18 protein-coding genes are annotated in these 19,694 nt (G+C 38.1%); 5 read left to right on the forward strand and 13 right to left on the reverse strand.

Translation table 11 applies throughout. The features are described from left to right. Positions 1-18: 18 nt before the first annotated feature. The 11 genes from F0365_RS01975 to F0365_RS02025 form a co-directional block, all read right to left on the reverse strand. Entirely contained in the window at positions 19-903 is an 885-nt protein-coding gene (locus F0365_RS01975; protein WP_169932109.1) for a tyrosine-type recombinase/integrase, read from the reverse strand. Between the two features lie 68 nt (positions 904-971). Then, the gene (rpsU, locus tag F0365_RS01980) at positions 972-1,166 is read right to left on the reverse strand and encodes a 30S ribosomal protein S21 (protein ID WP_169932110.1); all 195 of its coding nucleotides are present in this window, start codon (positions 1,164-1,166) and stop codon (positions 972-974) included. Positions 1,167-1,306: 140 nt separating this feature from the next. Further along, the gene (locus F0365_RS01985) at positions 1,307-2,476 is read right to left on the reverse strand and encodes an acyl-CoA dehydrogenase family protein (RefSeq protein WP_169932111.1); all 1,170 of its coding nucleotides are present in this window, start codon (positions 2,474-2,476) and stop codon (positions 1,307-1,309) included. A gap of 78 nt (positions 2,477-2,554) precedes the next feature. Further along, positions 2,555-3,418: a ComEA family DNA-binding protein gene (locus F0365_RS01990; protein WP_169932112.1), complete on the reverse strand. Its 864-nt coding sequence runs from the start codon at positions 3,416-3,418 to the stop codon at positions 2,555-2,557. Positions 3,419-3,427: 9 nt separating this feature from the next. After that, the gene (locus F0365_RS01995; RefSeq protein WP_240961819.1) at positions 3,428-5,407 is read right to left on the reverse strand and encodes an alanine/glycine:cation symporter family protein; all 1,980 of its coding nucleotides are present in this window, start codon (positions 5,405-5,407) and stop codon (positions 3,428-3,430) included. Positions 5,408-5,480: 73 nt separating this feature from the next. Next, a complete protein-coding gene (locus F0365_RS02000; RefSeq protein WP_169932113.1) occupies positions 5,481-6,491 on the reverse strand; it encodes a potassium channel family protein in 1,011 nt (336 codons plus the stop codon). An 11-nt stretch (positions 6,492-6,502) separates the two neighbouring features. Next, on the reverse strand, positions 6,503-6,730 hold the full coding sequence (locus F0365_RS02005; RefSeq protein ID WP_169932114.1) for a PspC domain-containing protein: 228 nt from the start codon (positions 6,728-6,730) through the stop codon (positions 6,503-6,505). Between the two features lie 66 nt (positions 6,731-6,796). After that, positions 6,797-8,065 carry a DUF2851 family protein gene (locus tag F0365_RS02010; protein WP_169932115.1) on the reverse strand — a complete coding sequence of 423 codons (1,269 nt, stop codon included), beginning with the start codon at positions 8,063-8,065 and terminating at the stop codon, positions 6,797-6,799. 285 nt (positions 8,066-8,350) lie between these two features. Then, complete coding sequence (locus tag F0365_RS02015) at positions 8,351-9,367, reverse strand: PLP-dependent cysteine synthase family protein (protein WP_169932116.1); 1,017 nt, start codon at positions 9,365-9,367, stop codon at positions 8,351-8,353. 250 nt (positions 9,368-9,617) lie between these two features. Then, entirely contained in the window at positions 9,618-10,700 is a 1,083-nt protein-coding gene (locus F0365_RS02020; RefSeq protein WP_169932117.1) for an amidohydrolase family protein, read from the reverse strand. 214 nt (positions 10,701-10,914) lie between these two features. Then, positions 10,915-11,700, reverse strand: coding sequence for an SDR family oxidoreductase (locus F0365_RS02025; RefSeq protein WP_169932118.1), 786 nt, complete (start codon positions 11,698-11,700; stop codon positions 10,915-10,917). 326 nt (positions 11,701-12,026) lie between these two features. Here F0365_RS02025 and map point away from each other — a divergent pair, with 326 nt between their 5' ends. From map to tnpA, 3 genes are all read left to right on the forward strand, one after another. Next, positions 12,027-12,836 carry a type I methionyl aminopeptidase gene (map, locus tag F0365_RS02030; RefSeq protein ID WP_169932119.1) on the forward strand — a complete coding sequence of 270 codons (810 nt, stop codon included), beginning with the start codon at positions 12,027-12,029 and terminating at the stop codon, positions 12,834-12,836. A gap of 162 nt (positions 12,837-12,998) precedes the next feature. After that, entirely contained in the window at positions 12,999-13,766 is a 768-nt protein-coding gene (locus F0365_RS02035; protein WP_169934724.1) for a class I SAM-dependent methyltransferase, read from the forward strand. A 130-nt stretch (positions 13,767-13,896) separates the two neighbouring features. Then, entirely contained in the window at positions 13,897-14,298 is a 402-nt protein-coding gene (gene tnpA / locus F0365_RS02040; protein ID WP_169932120.1) for an IS200/IS605 family transposase, read from the forward strand. A gap of 102 nt (positions 14,299-14,400) precedes the next feature. Here tnpA and F0365_RS02045 read toward each other — a convergent pair whose 3' ends face one another. Both F0365_RS02045 and F0365_RS02050 read right to left on the reverse strand, forming a co-directional pair. After that, on the reverse strand, positions 14,401-15,447 hold the full coding sequence (locus F0365_RS02045) for an FAD:protein FMN transferase (RefSeq protein ID WP_169932121.1): 1,047 nt from the start codon (positions 15,445-15,447) through the stop codon (positions 14,401-14,403). A 131-nt stretch (positions 15,448-15,578) separates the two neighbouring features. Then, the gene (locus F0365_RS02050) at positions 15,579-15,941 is read right to left on the reverse strand and encodes a Na(+)-translocating NADH-quinone reductase subunit F (RefSeq protein WP_169932122.1); all 363 of its coding nucleotides are present in this window, start codon (positions 15,939-15,941) and stop codon (positions 15,579-15,581) included. Between the two features lie 241 nt (positions 15,942-16,182). On the opposite strand from F0365_RS02050, the gene F0365_RS02055 reads away from it, so the two are divergent. Beyond that, positions 16,183-19,143, forward strand: coding sequence for a GH92 family glycosyl hydrolase (locus F0365_RS02055; RefSeq protein WP_169932123.1), 2,961 nt, complete (start codon positions 16,183-16,185; stop codon positions 19,141-19,143). A gap of 24 nt (positions 19,144-19,167) precedes the next feature. Next, positions 19,168-19,671, forward strand: a complete 504-nt coding sequence (locus F0365_RS02060) for a hypothetical protein (RefSeq protein ID WP_169932124.1) — start codon at positions 19,168-19,170, stop codon at positions 19,669-19,671. Positions 19,672-19,694: the final 23 nt, after the last annotated feature.

Below are 19,694 nucleotides of genomic sequence, written 5' to 3' on the forward strand. Positions count from 1 at the left end.
TACATAGTTTTAGATTAATTATTTTTTAGACCTAGGGTGTGCATTACCATAAACACCTTTTAACGTCGCCATACTAGAGTGCGTATAAATTTGTGTTGATGATAAACTAGCATGACCTAGTAATTCTTTTACAGCGTTTAAATCTGCACCACGATCTAGCAAATGAGTTGCAAACGTATGCCTCAATACGTGGGGACTTATTTTAACCTTCAAAGAAACCTTACTAAAATATGATTTTATCACTCGATAAACAAGACTTGGATACATTTTAACTCCTTTGGAGGTTGTAAATAATTCATCAGTTAACGGTTGAACTTTAGACTGGCGCAATACTACATACTGTTCTATATGACTTTTAATGGAATATACTAAGGGTATGATTCTCTCCTTATTCCTTTTACCCAAAACTTTAATCGTCTGACCCACCAGATCAACATCCTTGAGCTTTATATTGATCAACTCTTCTCTTCTTATGCCTGTCGCATAAAAGAGCTCAATAATTAAAAAATCTCGTGACTCTACAAAGTTTGTGCTATCGTAGGAAGAATCCAGCAATTTCAACACCTCCTCTGTTGAGAAAGGTATTTGAATCTTTTTAGAAACTTTAAGGCTTTTATACGAGGCCGCTGGACTTGAGGTTATCTCTCCTACTTTAAGAAGAAATTTAAAATAAGACTTTAACGAAGACATCTTTCTATTCACTGTGCGATTAGAACCTCCATTCTCTAGCAAGCTGGTGACCCAACCTCTAATCAAACTGTAGTTCACCTCATTTATACCTAAGACCCCTTCTTCTCTCAGGAAAAAATTAAATTGATTTAAATCCTTCTCATAAGCTAAGATGGTATGAGAAGAATAATTTTTCTCTAATTGAAGATATTCTATATACGAAGTAAGATCCATAAAAAAACCGCTAATTGTAAATGTATAAATTTACAACTAGCGGTATGATATTCTAAAGGAAAAATTCTCTAGATATTCTCTGCGTCACGAAGTCCTTGAATGTAAGAAGCTTTAATGTTTTGAGCACGTTTTGCAACAGATGGTTTAGTAAACTGCTGTCTTCTACGTAGTTCTCGCATTTTTCCTGTACGATCAAATTTTCTTTTGAAACGCTTTAGAGCTCTGTCGATATTTTCTCCGTCTTTTACTGGTATTATTAACATAGTGTCATCACCTCCTTTCTTTGGGATCGCAAAAATACATATTATTTTACAATCTCAAAGATATTTATTTGATTTGATATTTGTATTATTTTCACTTTCGCTCCATGCCTGTCGGCAGGCAGAAAAGCAAAACGCTACGCCTACTTTGCAGCAGGTTTATAATCCTTACCGTCCAAAGTCATTTTTGCAATAATCTCCCGCATAATCTCACTCGTACCACCACCTATAGGACCTAAACGACTATCACGTGACATTCTAGCCAGCGGGTATTCTTCTATATAACCGTAACCCCCTAAATACTGAAGGCACTTATAAATCACTTCGTCTGCAATTTTTGTAGAAAGAAGTTTAGACATACTTGCCTCTTTTACAGGATAAAGACCTTTATCCAGCTCTTCTGCAATGGCATAATTAAAGCATTTTGACATTTCTACCTCGCTCATCATATCTGCAAGATTATGACGTAAGGCTTGATAAGTGTCTAATGACTTACCAAATGCAGTACGGTCTTTCATATAACCTATGGTGTATTCAAGAGCATACTCCGCACGCGCATGAGAATTAATTCCCATGATCAAACGCTCTAAAGCAAAATGTTGCATGATGTAAGGAAAACCTTTCCCTTCTTCTCCCATCAAATTCTCAGCAGGGATGCGTACATTATCAAATCCTATTTCTCCTGTATCACTTGCTCTCCATCCTAGTTTATTCAACTTAGTCGCACTGATACCTGGTGTCTCACGATCCATTACAAAAATAGAGATCCCTCTACCTTTTGCTTCCAAGTCTGTTTTTGCAGCTATCACTAAGTAATCACTGTAAACACCATTTGTTATGAAGGTCTTTGAACCATTAATAATGTAATGATCTCCGTCTTTTACAGCTGTAGTTCTCATTCCAGCTACATCACTACCTCCGAAAGGCTCCGTAATACCAAGACATCCTATTTTCTCACCCGTAAGTGTAGGAACTAAGTATTCTTGCTTGATGCGCTCATCTCCTTCTTTCAATAAATGTTGAGCTCCTAAAAATGCCTGCACCCACATTGCAGCCGCAAAGCCACCAGAATTGATACGCTGCATTTCCTCTAGAAAAATAACGGTGTAGAAAAAATCTAAATCAAGACCGCCATACTCCTCAGGATAATAGAGACCGAAATAACCCATCTCTCCCATTTTCTGAAAAATCTCCCGATCTATATGACCAGTTTCTTCCCATCTTTCAATATGAGGAACAGCTTCTTTATTTAAGAAATCTCTAAAACTTTGTCTGAAGGCTTCATGCTCCTCAGTAAAATATTTTGAATACATATAGTTGTTACAATATAATTATTGAAAAACATTTAAAATAGTTTTTAAATGCGAAATTCTCAGTTACGACTGAATTTATTAATCTAATGACAAATATAGCTGAATTAAAGCTAATTTTTCCTGCGGGAACCTAGATGTTAACATGACTTTATCCCAACTTTTAAAACCATCCCTTAAGGTTCTCTGCTCCACGAGCTTTTCTACTAGATAGTCGTCAAAATATGGAATAGATAACAACTCTTCTTCTGTAGCCGTATTCAATGCTATTTTAGAAAAATCTAATCGCGGCGCCACATAGAAAAGCTTCTTCAACTGCATCATGGTAGAATCCGTAAGTCCATAAACAGCTGTTACCTGTGAAATATCAACAAAGCCTTTGAGGCGTTCCCTTTCTTGTATGATTCTGTTAGATAGCGCCGGGCCTATCCCGTATACTTTTTTAAGTTCCTCCCGACTTGCCACATTGATATCTTTTGCTACCACTTTGCGATCTTTAAGCTTTGTGTAGTTGTTTGTATAAGAGCTCTTAGGGTTGGTCACCCAATCTGGAAATTTAAAATAAGGAGCTATACTATCTAACCACTGGCTACTTACATGTGTGACTTGCTGGAAATCTTTCTTTGAATTGATAAATTTCCCGCTTTCGCGAAAGCGGTGTAATCGATCTAATTCTTCTACACTAAGTCCTAGTTTATAACCTCTATAATCAGTAATATAATTGGGATTAAAGGGGTAAATGGTATCTCTTTTACTTTGTTGTGAGGCTATAAGAGAATCTACTTTACGCTGATAAACTGCTGTATTTTCTAAAACCAAGGCTTTTTTAGGCATTTGTTTTACATAGAAAAAACACGCTAGCACGACAATTAAAAATAACATTAACACAAAAATCCCTCTTTGCTGTTTCCTGTCAAATGCAAAGAGGGATTTAAAATTTTTCATAAGACTTACTTAATCGATAGCTTCTCGTTTCAATTTGATTGCGTTCATATATTTAGTCATTTCTTTCTTGACCTTAGGCGCAAGAAGTACAATACCTATCATGTTAGGAACCATCATGGAAAAGATCATCGCATCAGAGAATCCGATCACGTTTCCTAAACTAGCTGCAGATCCTATCACCACAAATATACAGAACAAGATCTTGTAAGTGTACTCGGTTCTAGTTGTTCTTCCAAATAGGTAAGCCCAAGCTTGGTATCCATAATAAGACCAAGAAATCATAGTTGAAAAAGCAAATAATACCACTGCAAGAGTAAGTACATAAGGGAACCAGCTAATCACTGATGCAAAAGCATCAGATGTTAAAAGGATGGCATCAGCATCAGCAAGTCCAGCATTTTCTGGATTCACGTTTCCTGTAATAATTAAAACTACTGCGGTCATGGTACAAACCACTACCGTATCAATGAATGGCTCGAGCAATGCTACCAAGCCTTCACTTGCAGGGTATTTGGTACGTACAGCAGAGTGTGCAATGGATGCAGATCCAACACCAGCCTCATTTGAGAATGCTGCTCTTCTAAAACCTTGTACTAAAACTCCTATCGCACCACCGGCAACTCCTTCTGGACTAAATGCTCCATCAATGATTTGCATAAAGGCATCACCTATCATATCATATCTTGCAATAATCACCCAAATGGCTGCTCCTACATAAGTCACTACCATAAAAGGAACGATTTTATCGGTAACCTTAGCAATAGATTTAATACCTCCTATAATAACAATTCCAACAAAGATGGCCATCAAAAGTCCAAAGACCCAACGGTAACCGTACATAAAGGAATCCGTTCCTCCAGTTATATTTTCTACCATTTGAGCAGCCTGATTAGCTTGGAACATGTTACCACCTCCAAAGGAACCACCTATACACATGATCGCAAACACAACAGCAAGAACTTTACCTAGACCAGCCAGACCCATAGACTTAAGTCCTTTGGTAAGGTAGTACATAGGGCCTCCGTAAATAGTCCCATCAGGACCTACATCGCGATACTTTACACCTAGCGTACATTCTACAAATTTAGAGGCCATTCCTAAGAACCCTGCAATGATCATCCAGAACGTTGCTCCTGCACCACCTACAGAAACTGCAATAGCAACACCAGCGATATTACCTAATCCTACCGTAGCAGAAAGTGCTGCAGTCAATGCTTGAAAGTGAGTCACCTCTCCTTCAGAGCTTTCATCTCTAATGGTATCCTTGATGTCACCATCAATAGTAATTTCATCACTAACTTCATCGATGTGATCTTCTATACTGTCTATTTTATTAATGTCGACACCATTTGCAATACCATCTTCACCGTATAGCATTTCGGCACCGTGCTTTTCTATATCTTCATATTTGCCGCGTACCACTTGGATAGCTCTCCATATTCCTGAAAAGTTGATGAATTTAAAATATATGGTAAAGAATAAAGCTCCTAAGATTAATGGAAATAATACCCAGTAGATTCTTGTAAAAGGAGCATAAGCAGTTACTTCAACTTTATCCCCAAAGGATACATCAGCTTTTGCTATCTTAAAAATACCTCCATTAACGATGATTTTATTATTTGGAGCTTTAAATTTTAGCTCTTCCGCCACTTGTTGCCCTGGAAGAGAAATACTACTTACCCTTAAACTGTCTTGTACCAATTCATACTGAATTCCGTTATCAGAATTATAAGTCGGAATAGCATCAGGGTCATCTACATCTAGAATAGCCAATCGGTCAAAAACATCTAACTCGATCGTCATGTCATCTTCAACGGATCCAAAAGGGATTTGATAAAAAACGCCGCTAACGTAGTCACCAGTAGCCCAACCGAAGGCATCGTCTATCTTTTCATCTATTCCTTTTTCATCCTTTTGCTCTTGTGCAAAAACAGCTGTTGATAGCATTATAGCCAGCAATGACAAGAAAATTCTGTTTAGATTTTTCATCAATTATTATTTGGTTTTATGTTAAGGCGGCAAGATGCACAAAAATCTTGCTTTTTGAAAGCTTTGAGACTATTTATGTAATCTCATTGTTAATTCTGTAAACTCTTTGCAACTTTTGTATTTGCTTTGTATTCCCAACAACAATGATCTTAGAGCCTGGTGCTAGCTGCAATGTAGGATCTGGATTTACCGTATAATTACCGTCGGGTGCTTTGTAACCTATAATCGTGCATCCAGTTTCCTGTCTTAAATTAAGGTCTATAATGTTGCATTCTCTTACTTCGTCAAACATTTGCTCGTAAGAAATCTGTTCTAAATTCACTCCTTCACTACCTCCATAACTAAGATTGTCCCAGAATTCAATCAAATCTGGACTCACAATTAAGGAAGCCATATGCTGTCCACCTATGGTATCTGGAAGAATTACATTATCAGCTCCAGCGAGCTTTAATTTCTTATAAGAGTTCTCTTCACTGGCACGAGAGATGATCTTAAGACCCTTATTGAGTTGTCTTGCGCTGAGAACTACAAATAAATTATCTGCATCTTCTGGTAATGCGGTGATCAGAGTAGAAGCTCTTTCTACACCCGCACTTATTAAAACATCATCTTCATTTGCATTCCCTCTAAAAAAGTTTTGCTCGTCCAGAGGCGCGTCATCTATAACCTGTTGATCTTTTTCTATAATAATAAATTCTCTATTATAATCTTGCAATTTTTGAATAGCTTGCTTTCCATTACGACCATATCCACAAACGATAATGTGATTTTCCATAGATTCTAAATGTTTAATTTTTCTTTTCTTCTTGAGTTCTGCCGGATTATTACGAAGTAATAAATATTCTGAAATAGCAGATACTGCGTAACCTACGACAATAACACTAATAAGAATAAAGAAAACAATGAACAACTTAGCTACTGGAGAAGGATTACCTATCTCCCTATAGCCTACAGTAGTAATCGTAATTACTGTCATATACAAGGCGTCTACCCAGGATAGCTCCATGGATAATTTAAAACCCAAAACTCCCGCAAAAAGCACGAGAAACAATAAAGCAATCGCTATTCTAAGTTTACTAAGCACAGATTATAAAGTTAAAGGTCAAAAACAGAGCTGCGTTTTGTATAAACAAGATCCATGATTTTGATCCAAAATGCCATGATCAAATACACTGCAAAACCAGCCCCTAAAGTCGCAAAGGTAAAGTAGATAAAAGTGATGCGCACACTGCGAGCTTTCATCCCTAGTTTTTCAGCCACACGAGTGGATACGTAGAAACCGTATTTCTCCATGATAGTGCGCAAGTATGTAACTATTCCCATGGCGTAAATTTAGGCAATAGCTTTGATACTTTATAGGTCTTACGCAAGATTTAGAAAGAGACTCGATTAAGGGCGCAGTAATGCGACTCCTATATCGCAGCTCAAACATTTATTCACATCACAGTAGTTGGGCTTTAATTGCAATAAAGACTGTGTTTGCAAAGCATTTTCTACCATAAAAAGCTTTTTAAAACCCGCTGTAATGCTATTCTTCTCTGGCTTCAATTGGTACATCAACTCCAGTAATTCTTCTGTTATATCTTTTGCTATAGCTCTTGCATGCATAAATTTTATAGGTACGATGCAGTTGATAATTAGTAAATCGATAAAATCTGCAGTAAGTACTTTTTCTCTTTCTTCTGTCTTTTTATCAAATACATGATGCGTATCCCAATACTTAGCTGCTTTTACTTCAAAAAGCTGATGGATTTCTTTTCTGGTTTTAGCAAGAAGAAGGGCTCCAAAAAGCACTGGGTTTCTTTGATACAATCTCGCGAGCTGTGAAATCCTGATCGTAGGATAATTAGCCGGACGCAACCTAAAGAATTTCATGGGGGTTAAAGATGGTTGCAATTGGTGTTTCGCTTTCGCGAAAGCGTACTCATCCACCAGCTCTTTATAATAAGGATCTTTTTTACTTTCCTGCAACAAGCCTGCCTGACCTAACAAAGCGGCTTCTAATTGAAACGCATCTTTTGCTAATTTGCGCACCACGGCTTGGTCCATACTACTGGCGAGCTGTTCAAACGCATCGGCATTTGTTTTTGTTCCAAAACCTCTCGCCAGTAACTGAAAGAAGGCCGCTTCCCAATCGTTATTATTTTGATCTAACATGTGTTTTATACGATCAGACTTCTGTGCTAATCTTTCAAAAAATAGCTTTTCTAACCACTGGTCTCGCTTAAAAGAATCTACGCCTGAAAACTGCTTTTCACAATTGATGAATTGGTTGTTTTTTACGGCAAAAAGCTGGTTGTAGGATTGCACTAAATCGGGAGCAACATACTGCGATACTTCCAGTACAGGAATATTGATACCATCTCTTCTTGTGATTTCTGCATCATGCATCCAGACGACATGAAGAATAACGTTATCATAGGCTGGATCGTCGTCATGACCGTGAAGGTACCAGTCACTTGCTTTGATATGCATCTCAATATTCCCAGCCCAATCCTGACCATCAATTTCTACTCGACCGTTAAAGAAGTCTGGCCCAGAAAAGAAATTATGTATTCCCAGAGCTTTTATTTTTACCCGCTTACCCTCCGTAGTAAGCAGTTCCTGACCGCTTAACTTTTTAAATTTCCAGAGATAATGTATAAAATCTTCTCGCATAGGGAAAGATAGAAATAAAATCTAACATCCTTAGAATCAAAATTCTTTCTGCGCATTATGATGTTTAAAATAGAAGAACAAAAAGCCCAAGATCAGCTCCCTTTTTCACTTCCGACATTGTTTCATCTTTCCGACTAAATTCCTGCAAGCTTCTACTTGGCTCACATCAATTCCTAAATGGTACAGAAAAAAACCTCAAAAGCTTATCGCTTTTGAGGTTTTAGATCAGCAATAATTGCTGTATTCTTTGAGGTACTAATAAACGGAATGCATTAGGCACATCATCTATTTATCGTCTGGAAGATAGGTTCCATCTTCATTTAACCATCCTTTGGAACGCATCCACTCATCATTAAAAAACTTTCCTACATAGCGACTTCCATGATCGTGATACAGGATCACGACCACGTCGTCTTTTGTAAAGCCTACTTCCTCGTGAATTTGTTTTAATCCTTTGATGGCGGCCCCAGCACTGTTTCCTAAAAACATTCCTTCTTCTTTTGCCAGTCTACGAGTGTAAACCGCAGCATCTTTATCGGTTACTTTTGTAAACCCATCGATGATTTCAAAACGAACATTAAGCGGCAAAATATCTTCTCCTATCCCTTCTGTCACATAAGAATGGATCTCATTCTCATCAAAAATGCCGGTCTCATGGTATTTTTTAAATACAGAACCATAAGTATCAATTCCCCAAATTTTAACGTTAGGATTCTTCATTTTCAGATAAGAACCTACACCAGAGATGGTTCCCCCAGTTCCTACACCTACCACAAAATGGGTGATCTTTCCTTCTGTCTGTTCCCATATTTCAGGACCAGTACTTTGGAAGTGCGCTTTACAATTGGAAGGGTTATCGTATTGATTCACATACCAAGAATTAGGTATTTCTTCACTCAACCGCTTGCTTGTTGAATAATAAGATTGCGGATCGTCAGGAGCTACGTCAGTAGGACATACATAAACCTTAGCACCTACAGCTCTAAGAATATCCATTTTTTCATTGGACTGTTTATCACTCAGTACACAGATTAACTTATAGCCTTTAATGATTGCAGCAAGAGCAAGTCCCATTCCAGTATTACCACTGGTTCCTTCAATGATTGTTCCACCAGGTTTCAAACGACCGTCTGCCTCAGCATCTTCAATCATCGTTAATGCCATTCGATCCTTTACAGAGTTACCTGGATTAAAAGTCTCGTATTTTGCGAGTACTAAAGCTGGAATATCTTCTACCAACTTGTTCATTTTAACAAGTGGCGTATCACCTATAGTACCTAATATATTTTCTGCGTAATTCATGTAACCTAATTAGTCTGCAAAAATAGGATTTTAGAAGTGTATGAATTAAAAATATCTCTTAATCTCCTAGAATATTTTAATTATTCTCATTTCTGATGTTTTTTAAAGTTCCAATTTGATGTAACAATGACTTACACCGAGTTTAGCTACGCTGATTACTTGAATATAAATGGATGAACGTATTCCAAAGCCTAATTGGTGCGGCAAACAAACATCACAAAACATGGAGAATTCTTCTAGATCCCTAAATCTAAGACCTCACACGTTCATAAAAAGTCTTTTTTGCCGCTTGATCATTTCCGAAAAGCCATTGCACCACATTTTCATCCCACATATCATCTGCCTGCTCTGAATTAATAATGCCGCGCTCCATAGCAAGGTCTATTATTTTACCAGGGTAACTGCTCTGTTTTTCACTATCCATCTCTCCTAGCGGGTAGGGGTCATCGAGACCAACAAGAACCTGTTTTGCACCTTGATTCTCAACCAAAAGATGTAAAGAACCCGTATCATGAACCAGCGTGTCAAAGAAAATGTTAGGGTGTCCCACTGATTTTCTAGGATGTGTTTTCCCTTCAAATAAATCTGGTCGCCCATCAAAGCCTTGGATTCGACGTCCTAAATTCATTTGTGCTAGTTGTCCTCCATGCGCAAAGCACACCCGCATTCCTGGATATTTTTGAGCGTAGCCGTTCAACGTTAGAAAGTGGTAGGCGTCTGCACATTGAGCCAGCATCCAGATCAAGTGAAAACGCCAAGAAGTGTTTTGAAGTTTAATAAATTTCTCTCCATCATAAGGATGTATTTCTACAGCGAGATTTAGCTCGCTGGCCAACTCAAAAATAGGCTCGTTTTCTTCATCAAAAATGCACCGCCATTGACCTATCGTATCCATATAATGGGTCGGCAGGCAAAGTAGTTTCATTCCTAATACCTTAACACATCGTTCCATTTCCCATAAGGCTCCACGCACATAGCCTGGATGTACTACAAAACCACAGGTAAATTTTGAAGGGTGATCCCGTTGCACTCCAGCGTTAAAGTCATTCTGAAAACGCAAAGCCTGTTTCATCTCCTCCAGTCGCAAGCCGTTTCCGTACAATTGGCTCAAATTGAGAACAACAGCATGATCTATTTTATACCTATCCATCCACTCCAACTTTTCATCTAGAAAGAAACTAGAATCAGTTACTGGACGTGACCAGTCTTTTTGTAACATGTTTTTGCGCTCGGGGTCTACCCAAAAAATACCTTTTTCTCGCATAAAATCAGGAATTTGCTCCGGATAAGGAAGTAAATGTGAGTGACCGTTGATACGCAGTTTTTTGTTCATTTTTAAGTACTTAGTTAGTATTAAGTATAGCGTACAAAGTACAAAGACTTAATTTGATGTAACTTATTTTGAAAGAGTTTTATTTGTTTTCAGGTTTATGAATATGGAAATAAGTTCCATCTCAGCTGTACTTACTTCCACAGGCTCAGCGCCGGTCAGTTATATTTCCAAAGGGAAGAATTAACTCTTTTTTTTTCAAGTTCAAATTCAATTTCTAAAGACTCTTCGTCCTTCCACCATCAACAGGTAAATTAATCCCATTAATATAACCTGCTTTGTCACTAGCAAGAAAAGTAATCGCATTTGCTACTTCTTCTGGCTCGGCAAATCTTCTTGCGGGAACATGGCTTTTCATTATTTCGGCAGCTTGTTCTTCACTCTGCTCAGCTCTAGATGCTTTTCCTGAGATGATTTTATCCAATCTATCGGTTGCCGTAAAACCAGGTAATATGTTATTTACGGTAATGCCGTGAGGTCCTAACTCGGTCGCTAGTGTTTTTGCCCAGCTGGCAACTGCGCCACGTATCACGTTAGAAACACCTAAGAATTCGATAGGTGCTTTTACGCTGGTGGAGATCACATTGATCACCCTTCCATAACCGGCTTCTTTCATTCCCGGAGTACAAGCCTGGATCAATACCTGATTGCATTTTACATGTTGTGTAAAAGCTTGTTCTAAAGCATCAACTTCTGCATCTATTAAGAATCCTGGCGCAGGGCCGCCTGTATTGTTGACTATTATATGTATAGGATTCGCTTTCGCGAAAGCGGAAACCACATCTTCCACCTCTTTATAATCAGAAAAATCGGCGACTAAATACGTATGGTCATCACGCTGGCTTCTATCTAATTCATTGAGAACTTTCTGTAATTTATTAGGATTGCGAGCCAGTAAAATCACTCGAGCACCTGCCTGAGCAAACTGTATTGCCGTTGCTCTTCCTATTCCTGTGCTGCTTCCACAAACGAGGGCTGTTTTGTCTTTTAAGTTGATATTCATGTGGCTAATTTAGGAAAAATCATCCTTGTAAGATGCAGCCAACCCCAAAGGTTTCAAAAACCTTTGGGGTTGGCTCCTAATATTTTTCGTTTTTTTACTGTTCGCAAGCTCTATTGTCCGGTAGACGCTTCTCCAGTGGTAAAGTCTTTCCGAAAATCTATCGAGATACTATTAACCGATTCTGCTCTGCAGCCGAATGACAAACTGAAATAGAGCCATAAGCGGTTCCCTCAGGTTCCAGATAAATCGGAACAGGCATCCTCTTTCCATTCCATTTATAGAATCAGATTTTATGGAATGACTACCTTTGCCACTTTCTATAAAATATGATCGTAACAAAGAATAAAGAAGAGCTAGAAATCATGCGTCGTGCGGCGTTAATGGTAAGTAAAACCTTAGGAATGATTGCTGCCGAAATCAAGCCAGGAGTTACTACACTAAGACTAGATACCCTAGCAGAACAATACATACGTGACAATGGTGCTATCCCGGGTTTCAAAGGCTTGTATGACTGTCCAAGCACGTTGCTTATTTCGCCAAATGAAGAAGTAGTTCACGGAATCCCAAAAGAAGTAGCGATCAAAGAAGGTGATGTACTTTCCATAGATTGCGGCGCTATAGTAGATGGTTTTTATGGTGATCATGCCTATACGTTTGCGGTAGGAGAAGTACCTCAAGAAACAATCGATCTTCTGGACAGAACAAAAAACTCTTTATACGTAGGAATCGAGCAATTTAGAACTGGAAAACGTGTGGGCGATGTAGGTTATGCGATACAGGAGTATTGTGAATCTTTCGGTTACGGAGTCGTACGGGAACTCGTAGGTCATGGACTAGGAAGAGTGATGCATGAAGACCCACAAATGCCCAATTACGGCAAACGTGGTCGCGGTAAGAAATTTGTAGAAGGAATGACAGTGGCGATAGAACCTATGATCAACTTAGGAACTAAGAACATCAAGCACTTTCCTGATGGCTGGACGATCAAAACCAAAGACAATAAACCCAGCGCACATTTTGAACACAATATCGCTATAGTAGATGGCGAGCCTCGATTGTTAAGCACCTTTGATTATGTGTATGAAGTTTTAGGGATAACTTCTAATGAAGAAGATCCTTATAGATGGAAAGATTAGGTTTAAAAATAAAATGAAAAGTAAAATCAAAATCAAAAGGTCGCTCCCTAATTTATAGAAACCTCACCCTTTAGGGTTGGGGTAAGGTTTTGCTTGGGAATTAACTCTAATTGCGATAATACCAACAGATTTCGCATCAAGTGCGGAATGATCAAATCAATTATGAAACGTTTATTCAAATTCTTCCTCAACCTCATCCCAAGACCTTGGCTTATTAGCGCGAGTTATTATGTGCGTCCATTGATCGCTTGGTGGTACCGCGGGGATCACTATGAAGACCCTATTGATGGAAAGACGTTTAAAAGTTTCTTGCCTTATGGTTATGAAAAGGTACGGGAAAACGTACTTTCTCCATCGACTCTTTCCTTAGAACGCCATCGATTGTTATGGCTATACTTGCAACACAAAACCGATTTACTTAACAAGCCTCAAAAGTTGTTGCACTTTGCACCAGAGCAATGTTTTTATAAACGCTTTCGCGAAAGCGAGACCCTCAACTACACCACAACAGACCTCAACTCACCACTAGCTGATGTGTCTGCCGATATTTGTCACCTGCCATTTGCTGATAATGAATTTGATTTTATTCTTTGCAATCACGTCTTAGAACATATTCCAGACGATTTTAAGGCCATGCAAGAAATCTACCGAGTTCTTAAACCCGGCGGAACTGCGATTCTACAAATACCATTAGAAAATGATCGCGAGGTAACTTTTGAAGATGATTCTATTACCGATCCTAAGGAACGTGCGCGTATTTTTGGACAATACGACCATGTGCGAGTTTATGGAACGGATTATTTTGAACGATTAGAGAAAGTAGGTTTTACAGTAAATGCCGTCGATTACACAAAAGAACTAGGTGCTAAACAAGTAGATCGTTACCGACTTGCCACTGGTGAGTTGATTCCTGTGGTTAGTAAAAATTAGTACTTCACAATATTTTTATATACATGCCAGCCTATTTTCCAAAGGGTAGAATTAATTCTACCCTTTGGAGAACCTAAGGCGGCAATCAACTCATACCCATACGTTAGAAAATAATCTGTAATTTTATTTCATGTCTAGAAATAATTTACAATTATACATTCATCTTGTATTCGCAACTAAGTATCGCGATTACCTAATTACAGATAAAGTAGAGATACAACTACATCAGTTTTTATGGAATAAATTCTTAGAGTTAGAATTAATTCCATTAGTAATTAATGGAATGCAAGATCATGTTCATTTGCTTCTAAAAATTCCAGCGATTATAAGCATTTCTTCAGTTTCTAAAAACTTAAAAGCTCCCAGTTCTCGATTTTTAATTGAAATAACACAGTGTGATTTTTTTGAATGCTCTAGAGGTTATACTGCTTTTACTGTAAGTAAAAAAGACGTGAATTATATTTCTACGTACATAAAAAATCAGAAAGAATATCATCAGAAAGGAACTGTAGATATGGAGCTGCAAGATTGATTTAAAATCGATCTAGGTCTCATTTTCCAAAGGGTAGAATTAATTCTACCCTTTGGAGAACCTAAGGCGGCAATCAACCATTATAAACTTAGTAAAAGTATATCACCCAGCCTGCTTCACATACCCTTGGAAACCTGGTGTCGTTTCAAAACGCAATAAACCACTCCTATCTGTATACATAATAAGTACCTCTAAGTCTGGCAAATTCTTCAGCAACTCTCGAGACTTCTCTAAAGGCATAGCCATAAAAGCAGTTGCAAAACCGTCTGCTAGCGTGCAATTATTTGCGATCACATTAACGCCTAGAACTTCGCTGGGTTGGGCCTTGCCAGTCAGCGGGTTTACCGTGTGCACAAATTCTTGACCGCTTTCTGGATCTATTTTGAACTTGCGGTAATTACCGCTTCCAGCCATAGCTTTATCAGATAATTCCACCACAGTAATGTACTGGCGTTGCATGGGTTTTTGATTTGGGTCGTCTATTCCGACAGACCATTTTCCGTTGCGCTCTAGATTCATTCCTTTGGTAACTACTTCTCCGCCTACTTCTACCAAATAATTTTCCACTCCCTTTTGATCTAACAATCTGGCCATGTAATCGACCAAAGTTCCTTTTGCGATCGCATTAAACTCTAGGTACATTCCCTTTTGATCAGATGTAATGTAAAAAGAATCTTTTACTTGAGAAGGGACCAATTGCATTTTGTAAAAACCTACCAATTGCTTGAGGCTATCGATTTGCTTTTGAGAAGGAATTCGTTCTTGTTTTCCATCAGCGCCAAAACCATAAGCATTCACCAGATTTCCAACAGTTGGGTCAAAATAACCGTCTGTCTTGCGATATACTTCTTGTGCTTGTTCAAAAACTTCTTTAAAAGGTTTGCCTACGAGAACACGATCTTCTCCGGCATTGATTCTATTGATCAACGAGCCTTTTACCCAAGTACTCATAGAATTATTAAACATATCAATAATACTATCCACTTCTTGTTTTACTTGCATTTCTTCTTCTGCAAATAACTTTATAGCATACGTTGTTCCTATCGCACTGCCCACAAACTGTTGTGCTTCTGGAACAGAGACCTCAGTCTCTTTTTCTTTACAGGAAAAAAACAAAAGGGTGATTGCAATAACTAAACAAAATCTCATATTGTATGTATTTAATTTTCTAAGAACACCTTCTTTACCAACTCGTAAAAGCATGTATTCTCTATTCTTTATGTGACTTGTGCGCAACAAAAGACTGTCGAAGTAAACCGTCTTTATTCTATGCCGCAAGCCTACTTGATTTCTATCAATCCGGCAAAATTCACCACGTAATCATCTTCGTGGTGCACTGGCATTTCATAATCTCGAGAATTAGCTAGACCTACCCCAGCATAATAGGTAGTGGCTTTATATTTATCTCCATGATTGCGCATCATATCAAGCAATTTCTCATCATAATGCACTGGATTAGCAGGATAGGTCACCGCACGCACCACTACAAAATGTAAAAATTTATCTTTTAAGGCCACAAACTGCGGATCTTTTTTAGGCTTAGAATTGATGGATAAAAACTCAAATCCCAACTCTTCCATTTCTTTCCCTACGATATTCATCGCTAGTTGATGTAATTCCTGTTCTGATAGTGGTGTAAGCATTTTACAAAGATAAAGTTCATAGCTTAATTAAGAGTTAAAGTTATACTGCTTTCGCATTTCGATACTTCGGCACATTCAGAACAGAAGTATGGCCCAGTAAACGCTTCAGCTATTTTGCAAAAAGCTTTTCCATATCTTTAAATCTTATACTTATTAAGCTTTTATAGTGGTTCCGCTTTCGCGAAAGCAAGCTTACAAAAAACCTTTTCCATATCTTTAAGCTTTATACCTTGACAGCCACATGAAAACTAGATTTTATTCCTTTTTAATGGTAATAGCAGCGACAATTTCTAGCTGCAAAGAAGACTCTAAAGTCGACTTCTCGCCTGCCGCTGCAGACCGACCATTAACCGAATATGTAAATACTTTTATAGGAACAGGAGGCCATGGGCATACCTATCCTGGAGCAACCATGCCTTTTGGCATGATGCAATTAAGTCCTGACACGCGTCTTGATGGTTGGGATGGCTGTAGCGGTTACCACTATAGTGACGATGTGATTTACGGATTTTCGCACACTCATTTAAGTGGTACTGGAGTGAGCGATTATGGAGATATTCTATTCATGCCGACTAATAAGCCTATCGTAAACAACGGCGCCGATGGCAAGGAAGGCTACTCCTCAAAATTCTCTCACGATAATGAAAAAGCCAGCCCGGGATATTATGAAGTACATCTAGAGGATACGGACATAGACGTAAGGTTAACGGTTACCGAACGAGCAGGAATGCATGAATATAAATTCCCTTCATCAGAGGATCAATATGTGATTCTAGATTTAGAGCACAGAGATAAATTGTTGGTGCACGATTTACAATTTACATCAGATACTGAAATTACTGGAAAGCGTTTTTCTAGCGCTTGGGCGACCAATCAAATGTTGTTTTTCTATATCAAAACATCGCATCCTATTAAAAACTGGAATACAAAATATGAGGTGACGCCTAAAAAAATAGCTCTAGATTTTGAAAACCCTGACAACCAACCAGTCACTATGAAAATAGGAATTAGCCCTGTAGATGAAGCTGGTGCAAAGCAAAACCTTGAAACCGAAATAGGAAACAAAGATTTTGAAACCATTAAAAAAGCTGCCAACGCTACTTGGGAAAAGCAGCTGAATAAAATCCTGATAGAAGACGAAAATCAGGATAACAAAGTCAACTTTTACAGCGCTTTGTACCATACCATGATGGCACCTAATTTATACCAAGATGTGGATGGACGTTATCGTGGTATGGACCTAGAAATTCATAAAAATAAAGACTTTGATTATTACACTGTTTTCTCTATGTGGGATACCTATAGAGCAGCGCATCCTTTATACACGATTATCGAGCAAAAACGCACTAATGATTTTATCAATACACTAACCGCCAAATACGATGAAGGCGGCATCCTTCCTATTTGGGATTTAAGCGGCAATTATACCGGTTGCATGATCGGTTATCACGGGGTTCCCATCATAGCAGATGCCTATTTAAAAGGAATCAGAGATTACGATATAGAAAAAGCTTTTGAAGCCATGATGCACAGTGCGAATCAAGACAAATTGGGCCTAGAATCCTATAAGAAATATGGGTTTATCCCCGTAGAACTAGAAAGTGAATCCGTTTCTAAAACATTAGAATATGCCTATGATGACTGGACCATTGCACAGATGGCTAAAGCGATGGACAACGAAGAGAAATACATAGCCTATACTCGTAGAGCACAAAATTATAAGAATATGTATAATCCAGCTACTGGGTTTTTGCAGGGTCGTTACCGCAATACCTGGTTTGCACCTTTTAAACCAGAAGAGGTCAACTTTAATTATACCGAGGCAAATGCATGGCAATACAGTTTGTACACACCACAAGATATTTCTGGACATATCAATTTAATGGGAGGTAACGAGGCTTATGAAAAACACCTCGATAATATGTTTACTGCAAAAACGAGAACTTCCGGCCGTCATCAAGCCGATATTACGGGATTGATAGGTCAATATGCCCATGGAAATGAGCCATCGCATCACATAGCCTATTTGTATAATTTTATAGGCAAACCTCATAAAACGCAAGAAAAAGTTCATGAAATCTTAACCACTTTGTACCACAACGTTCCAGACGGTATTTCTGGAAATGAAGATTGTGGACAGATGAGCGCTTGGTATATTTTGAGTTCGCTAGGTTTTTATCCGGTCACTCCAGGAAGCAATGAATATATTATTGGAACACCTTTATTTCATAAGGCGACGATCAATTTAGAAAATAACAGAAAATTTACAGTAATTACAAATGGAACAGGAAAGTATATTTCTGGAATTAAATGGAACAAATACATTCCAACCATGTCTGCTAAACAGGAACCTAAATATGAAAAATATTCCAAATCATTTATAACACATGATATGATTGCGCGAGGGGGAACACTTGTTTTTGAAATGAGCAAAGAACCCACAGCATGGGCAACAGCAATGGAGGACCGACCAGTAAGCGCTATTACTGAAGAATTAATCACGGCAGTTCCTTATATAGAATCAGGAAATATCTCCTTTTCTGACACGACCACAATTACGTTGAACACCATAGACCCAGAGGCCGAAATATTTTACAGTATCAATGGCAGCGATTTTGAATTGTACGAGAGCCCTATACCTATTTCAGAACCTATAAAACTCTCCGTTAATGCGGTAAAGGATGACAAAATAAGTCGCACTCTTACTACCGACTTTTACAAATACGACAAAAATATGTCTATAGTGTTAGCGCATGATTATGCAAACGAATACAGCGCTGGTGGAAACGACGCCTTGATAGACGGAATGAAAGGAACAGAAGATTTTAGATCTGGTTCCTGGCAAGGAACACTAAAAGAAGATGTGATCGCCATGGTAGACTTAGGTAGTTCTAAAGACCTCAACCAAATCAGTACCAGTTTCTTAAAAGACCAACGCAGCTGGATTTTTTATCCTAAAAGTGTGAGGTTTGAATTGTATGACGAAAGTAAAAAACTGATCAAAACCCTTTCTCAAAGGCTACCAAAAACAGGCAAAGAAGAAGTCGTTACTATTCATGATGTGCAATTAAAAACAACTGCAAAAAACATACGTTTTGTAAAAATGACAGCCGTAACGTACGGTACATTACCGGAATGGCATTTAGGGTATCCTTATGATGGTAAGGCTTGGATTTTTGTGGATGAGATTACGGTAAAGTAGTCAAAAATTATTTTCATGAACAAAGTGAAATTTAAAATACTTTTTCTCCTTGCTTTATTTTCAAGCTGTCTTTCTATTGCTCAAGAAAGAGAAAAGAAAGGCTTTGATTTAGATCCCTGGGAAGATATCAACGCGATTAGAGTCAGCTCAAATTTTATAAAAGATTACGAAGCCGAAGTTTCCTATTTAGTCACATCTTATCCAAAACAAGAACCAGGATATGGCGCAATGGTTATGAGAGTGCAATATGCTGGGTTAGGCTTAGAGTATTTAAGACTAGGTAATAAAAATGTTTTAGGCTTTAAAGCTTCTTATGAAGAGAGCTTTGCCATATTTGCAGCCCAAATAGCAGCTGACTACCTTACTACATTTGAAGATTCTCAATTTAGAATAAGTCCTAAAATTGGATTATCAATATTCGGTTTTGTAACTTTATATTACGGATGGAATTTTGATCTTTTAAAATCTAGCTCTATACAAACAAGAAATCAGTTTCTAACGCTACAGTTAAATATATTTCAAAACTAAAGTATTTGCAAAATAACAGACCA

The sequence above is a fragment of the Nonlabens sp. Ci31 genome (assembly GCF_012974865.1).
In the GTDB taxonomy this organism is placed as follows: Bacteria; Bacteroidota; Bacteroidia; order Flavobacteriales; family Flavobacteriaceae; genus Nonlabens.

Excerpts from the sequence above, each read along its gene's own strand:
- F0365_RS02015 (WP_169932116.1), bottom strand. The coding sequence starts at position 9,367 with ATGAATTACGCAGAAAATATATTAGGTACTATAGGTGATACGCCACTT.
- F0365_RS02020 (WP_169932117.1), bottom strand. The coding sequence starts at position 10,700 with ATGAACAAAAAACTGCGTATCAACGGTCACTCACATTTACTTCCTTAT.
- F0365_RS01975 (WP_169932109.1), bottom strand. The coding sequence starts at position 903 with ATGGATCTTACTTCGTATATAGAATATCTTCAATTAGAGAAAAATTAT.
- F0365_RS01995 (WP_240961819.1), bottom strand. The coding sequence starts at position 5,407 with ATGAAAAATCTAAACAGAATTTTCTTGTCATTGCTGGCTATAATGCTA.
- F0365_RS01985 (WP_169932111.1), bottom strand. The coding sequence starts at position 2,476 with ATGTATTCAAAATATTTTACTGAGGAGCATGAAGCCTTCAGACAAAGT.
- F0365_RS02045 (WP_169932121.1), bottom strand. The coding sequence starts at position 15,447 with ATGAGATTTTGTTTAGTTATTGCAATCACCCTTTTGTTTTTTTCCTGT.
- tnpA (WP_169932120.1), top strand. The coding sequence starts at position 13,897 with ATGTCTAGAAATAATTTACAATTATACATTCATCTTGTATTCGCAACT.
- rpsU (WP_169932110.1), bottom strand. The coding sequence starts at position 1,166 with ATGTTAATAATACCAGTAAAAGACGGAGAAAATATCGACAGAGCTCTA.
- F0365_RS02055 (WP_169932123.1), top strand. The coding sequence starts at position 16,183 with ATGAAAACTAGATTTTATTCCTTTTTAATGGTAATAGCAGCGACAATT.
- F0365_RS02025 (WP_169932118.1), bottom strand. The coding sequence starts at position 11,700 with ATGAATATCAACTTAAAAGACAAAACAGCCCTCGTTTGTGGAAGCAGC.
- map (WP_169932119.1), top strand. The coding sequence starts at position 12,027 with ATGATCGTAACAAAGAATAAAGAAGAGCTAGAAATCATGCGTCGTGCG.
- F0365_RS02010 (WP_169932115.1), bottom strand. The coding sequence starts at position 8,065 with ATGCGAGAAGATTTTATACATTATCTCTGGAAATTTAAAAAGTTAAGC.
- F0365_RS01990 (WP_169932112.1), bottom strand. The coding sequence starts at position 3,418 with ATGAAAAATTTTAAATCCCTCTTTGCATTTGACAGGAAACAGCAAAGA.
- F0365_RS02005 (WP_169932114.1), bottom strand. The coding sequence starts at position 6,730 with ATGGGAATAGTTACATACTTGCGCACTATCATGGAGAAATACGGTTTC.
- F0365_RS02050 (WP_169932122.1), bottom strand. The coding sequence starts at position 15,941 with ATGCTTACACCACTATCAGAACAGGAATTACATCAACTAGCGATGAAT.
- F0365_RS02035 (WP_169934724.1), top strand. The coding sequence starts at position 12,999 with ATGAAACGTTTATTCAAATTCTTCCTCAACCTCATCCCAAGACCTTGG.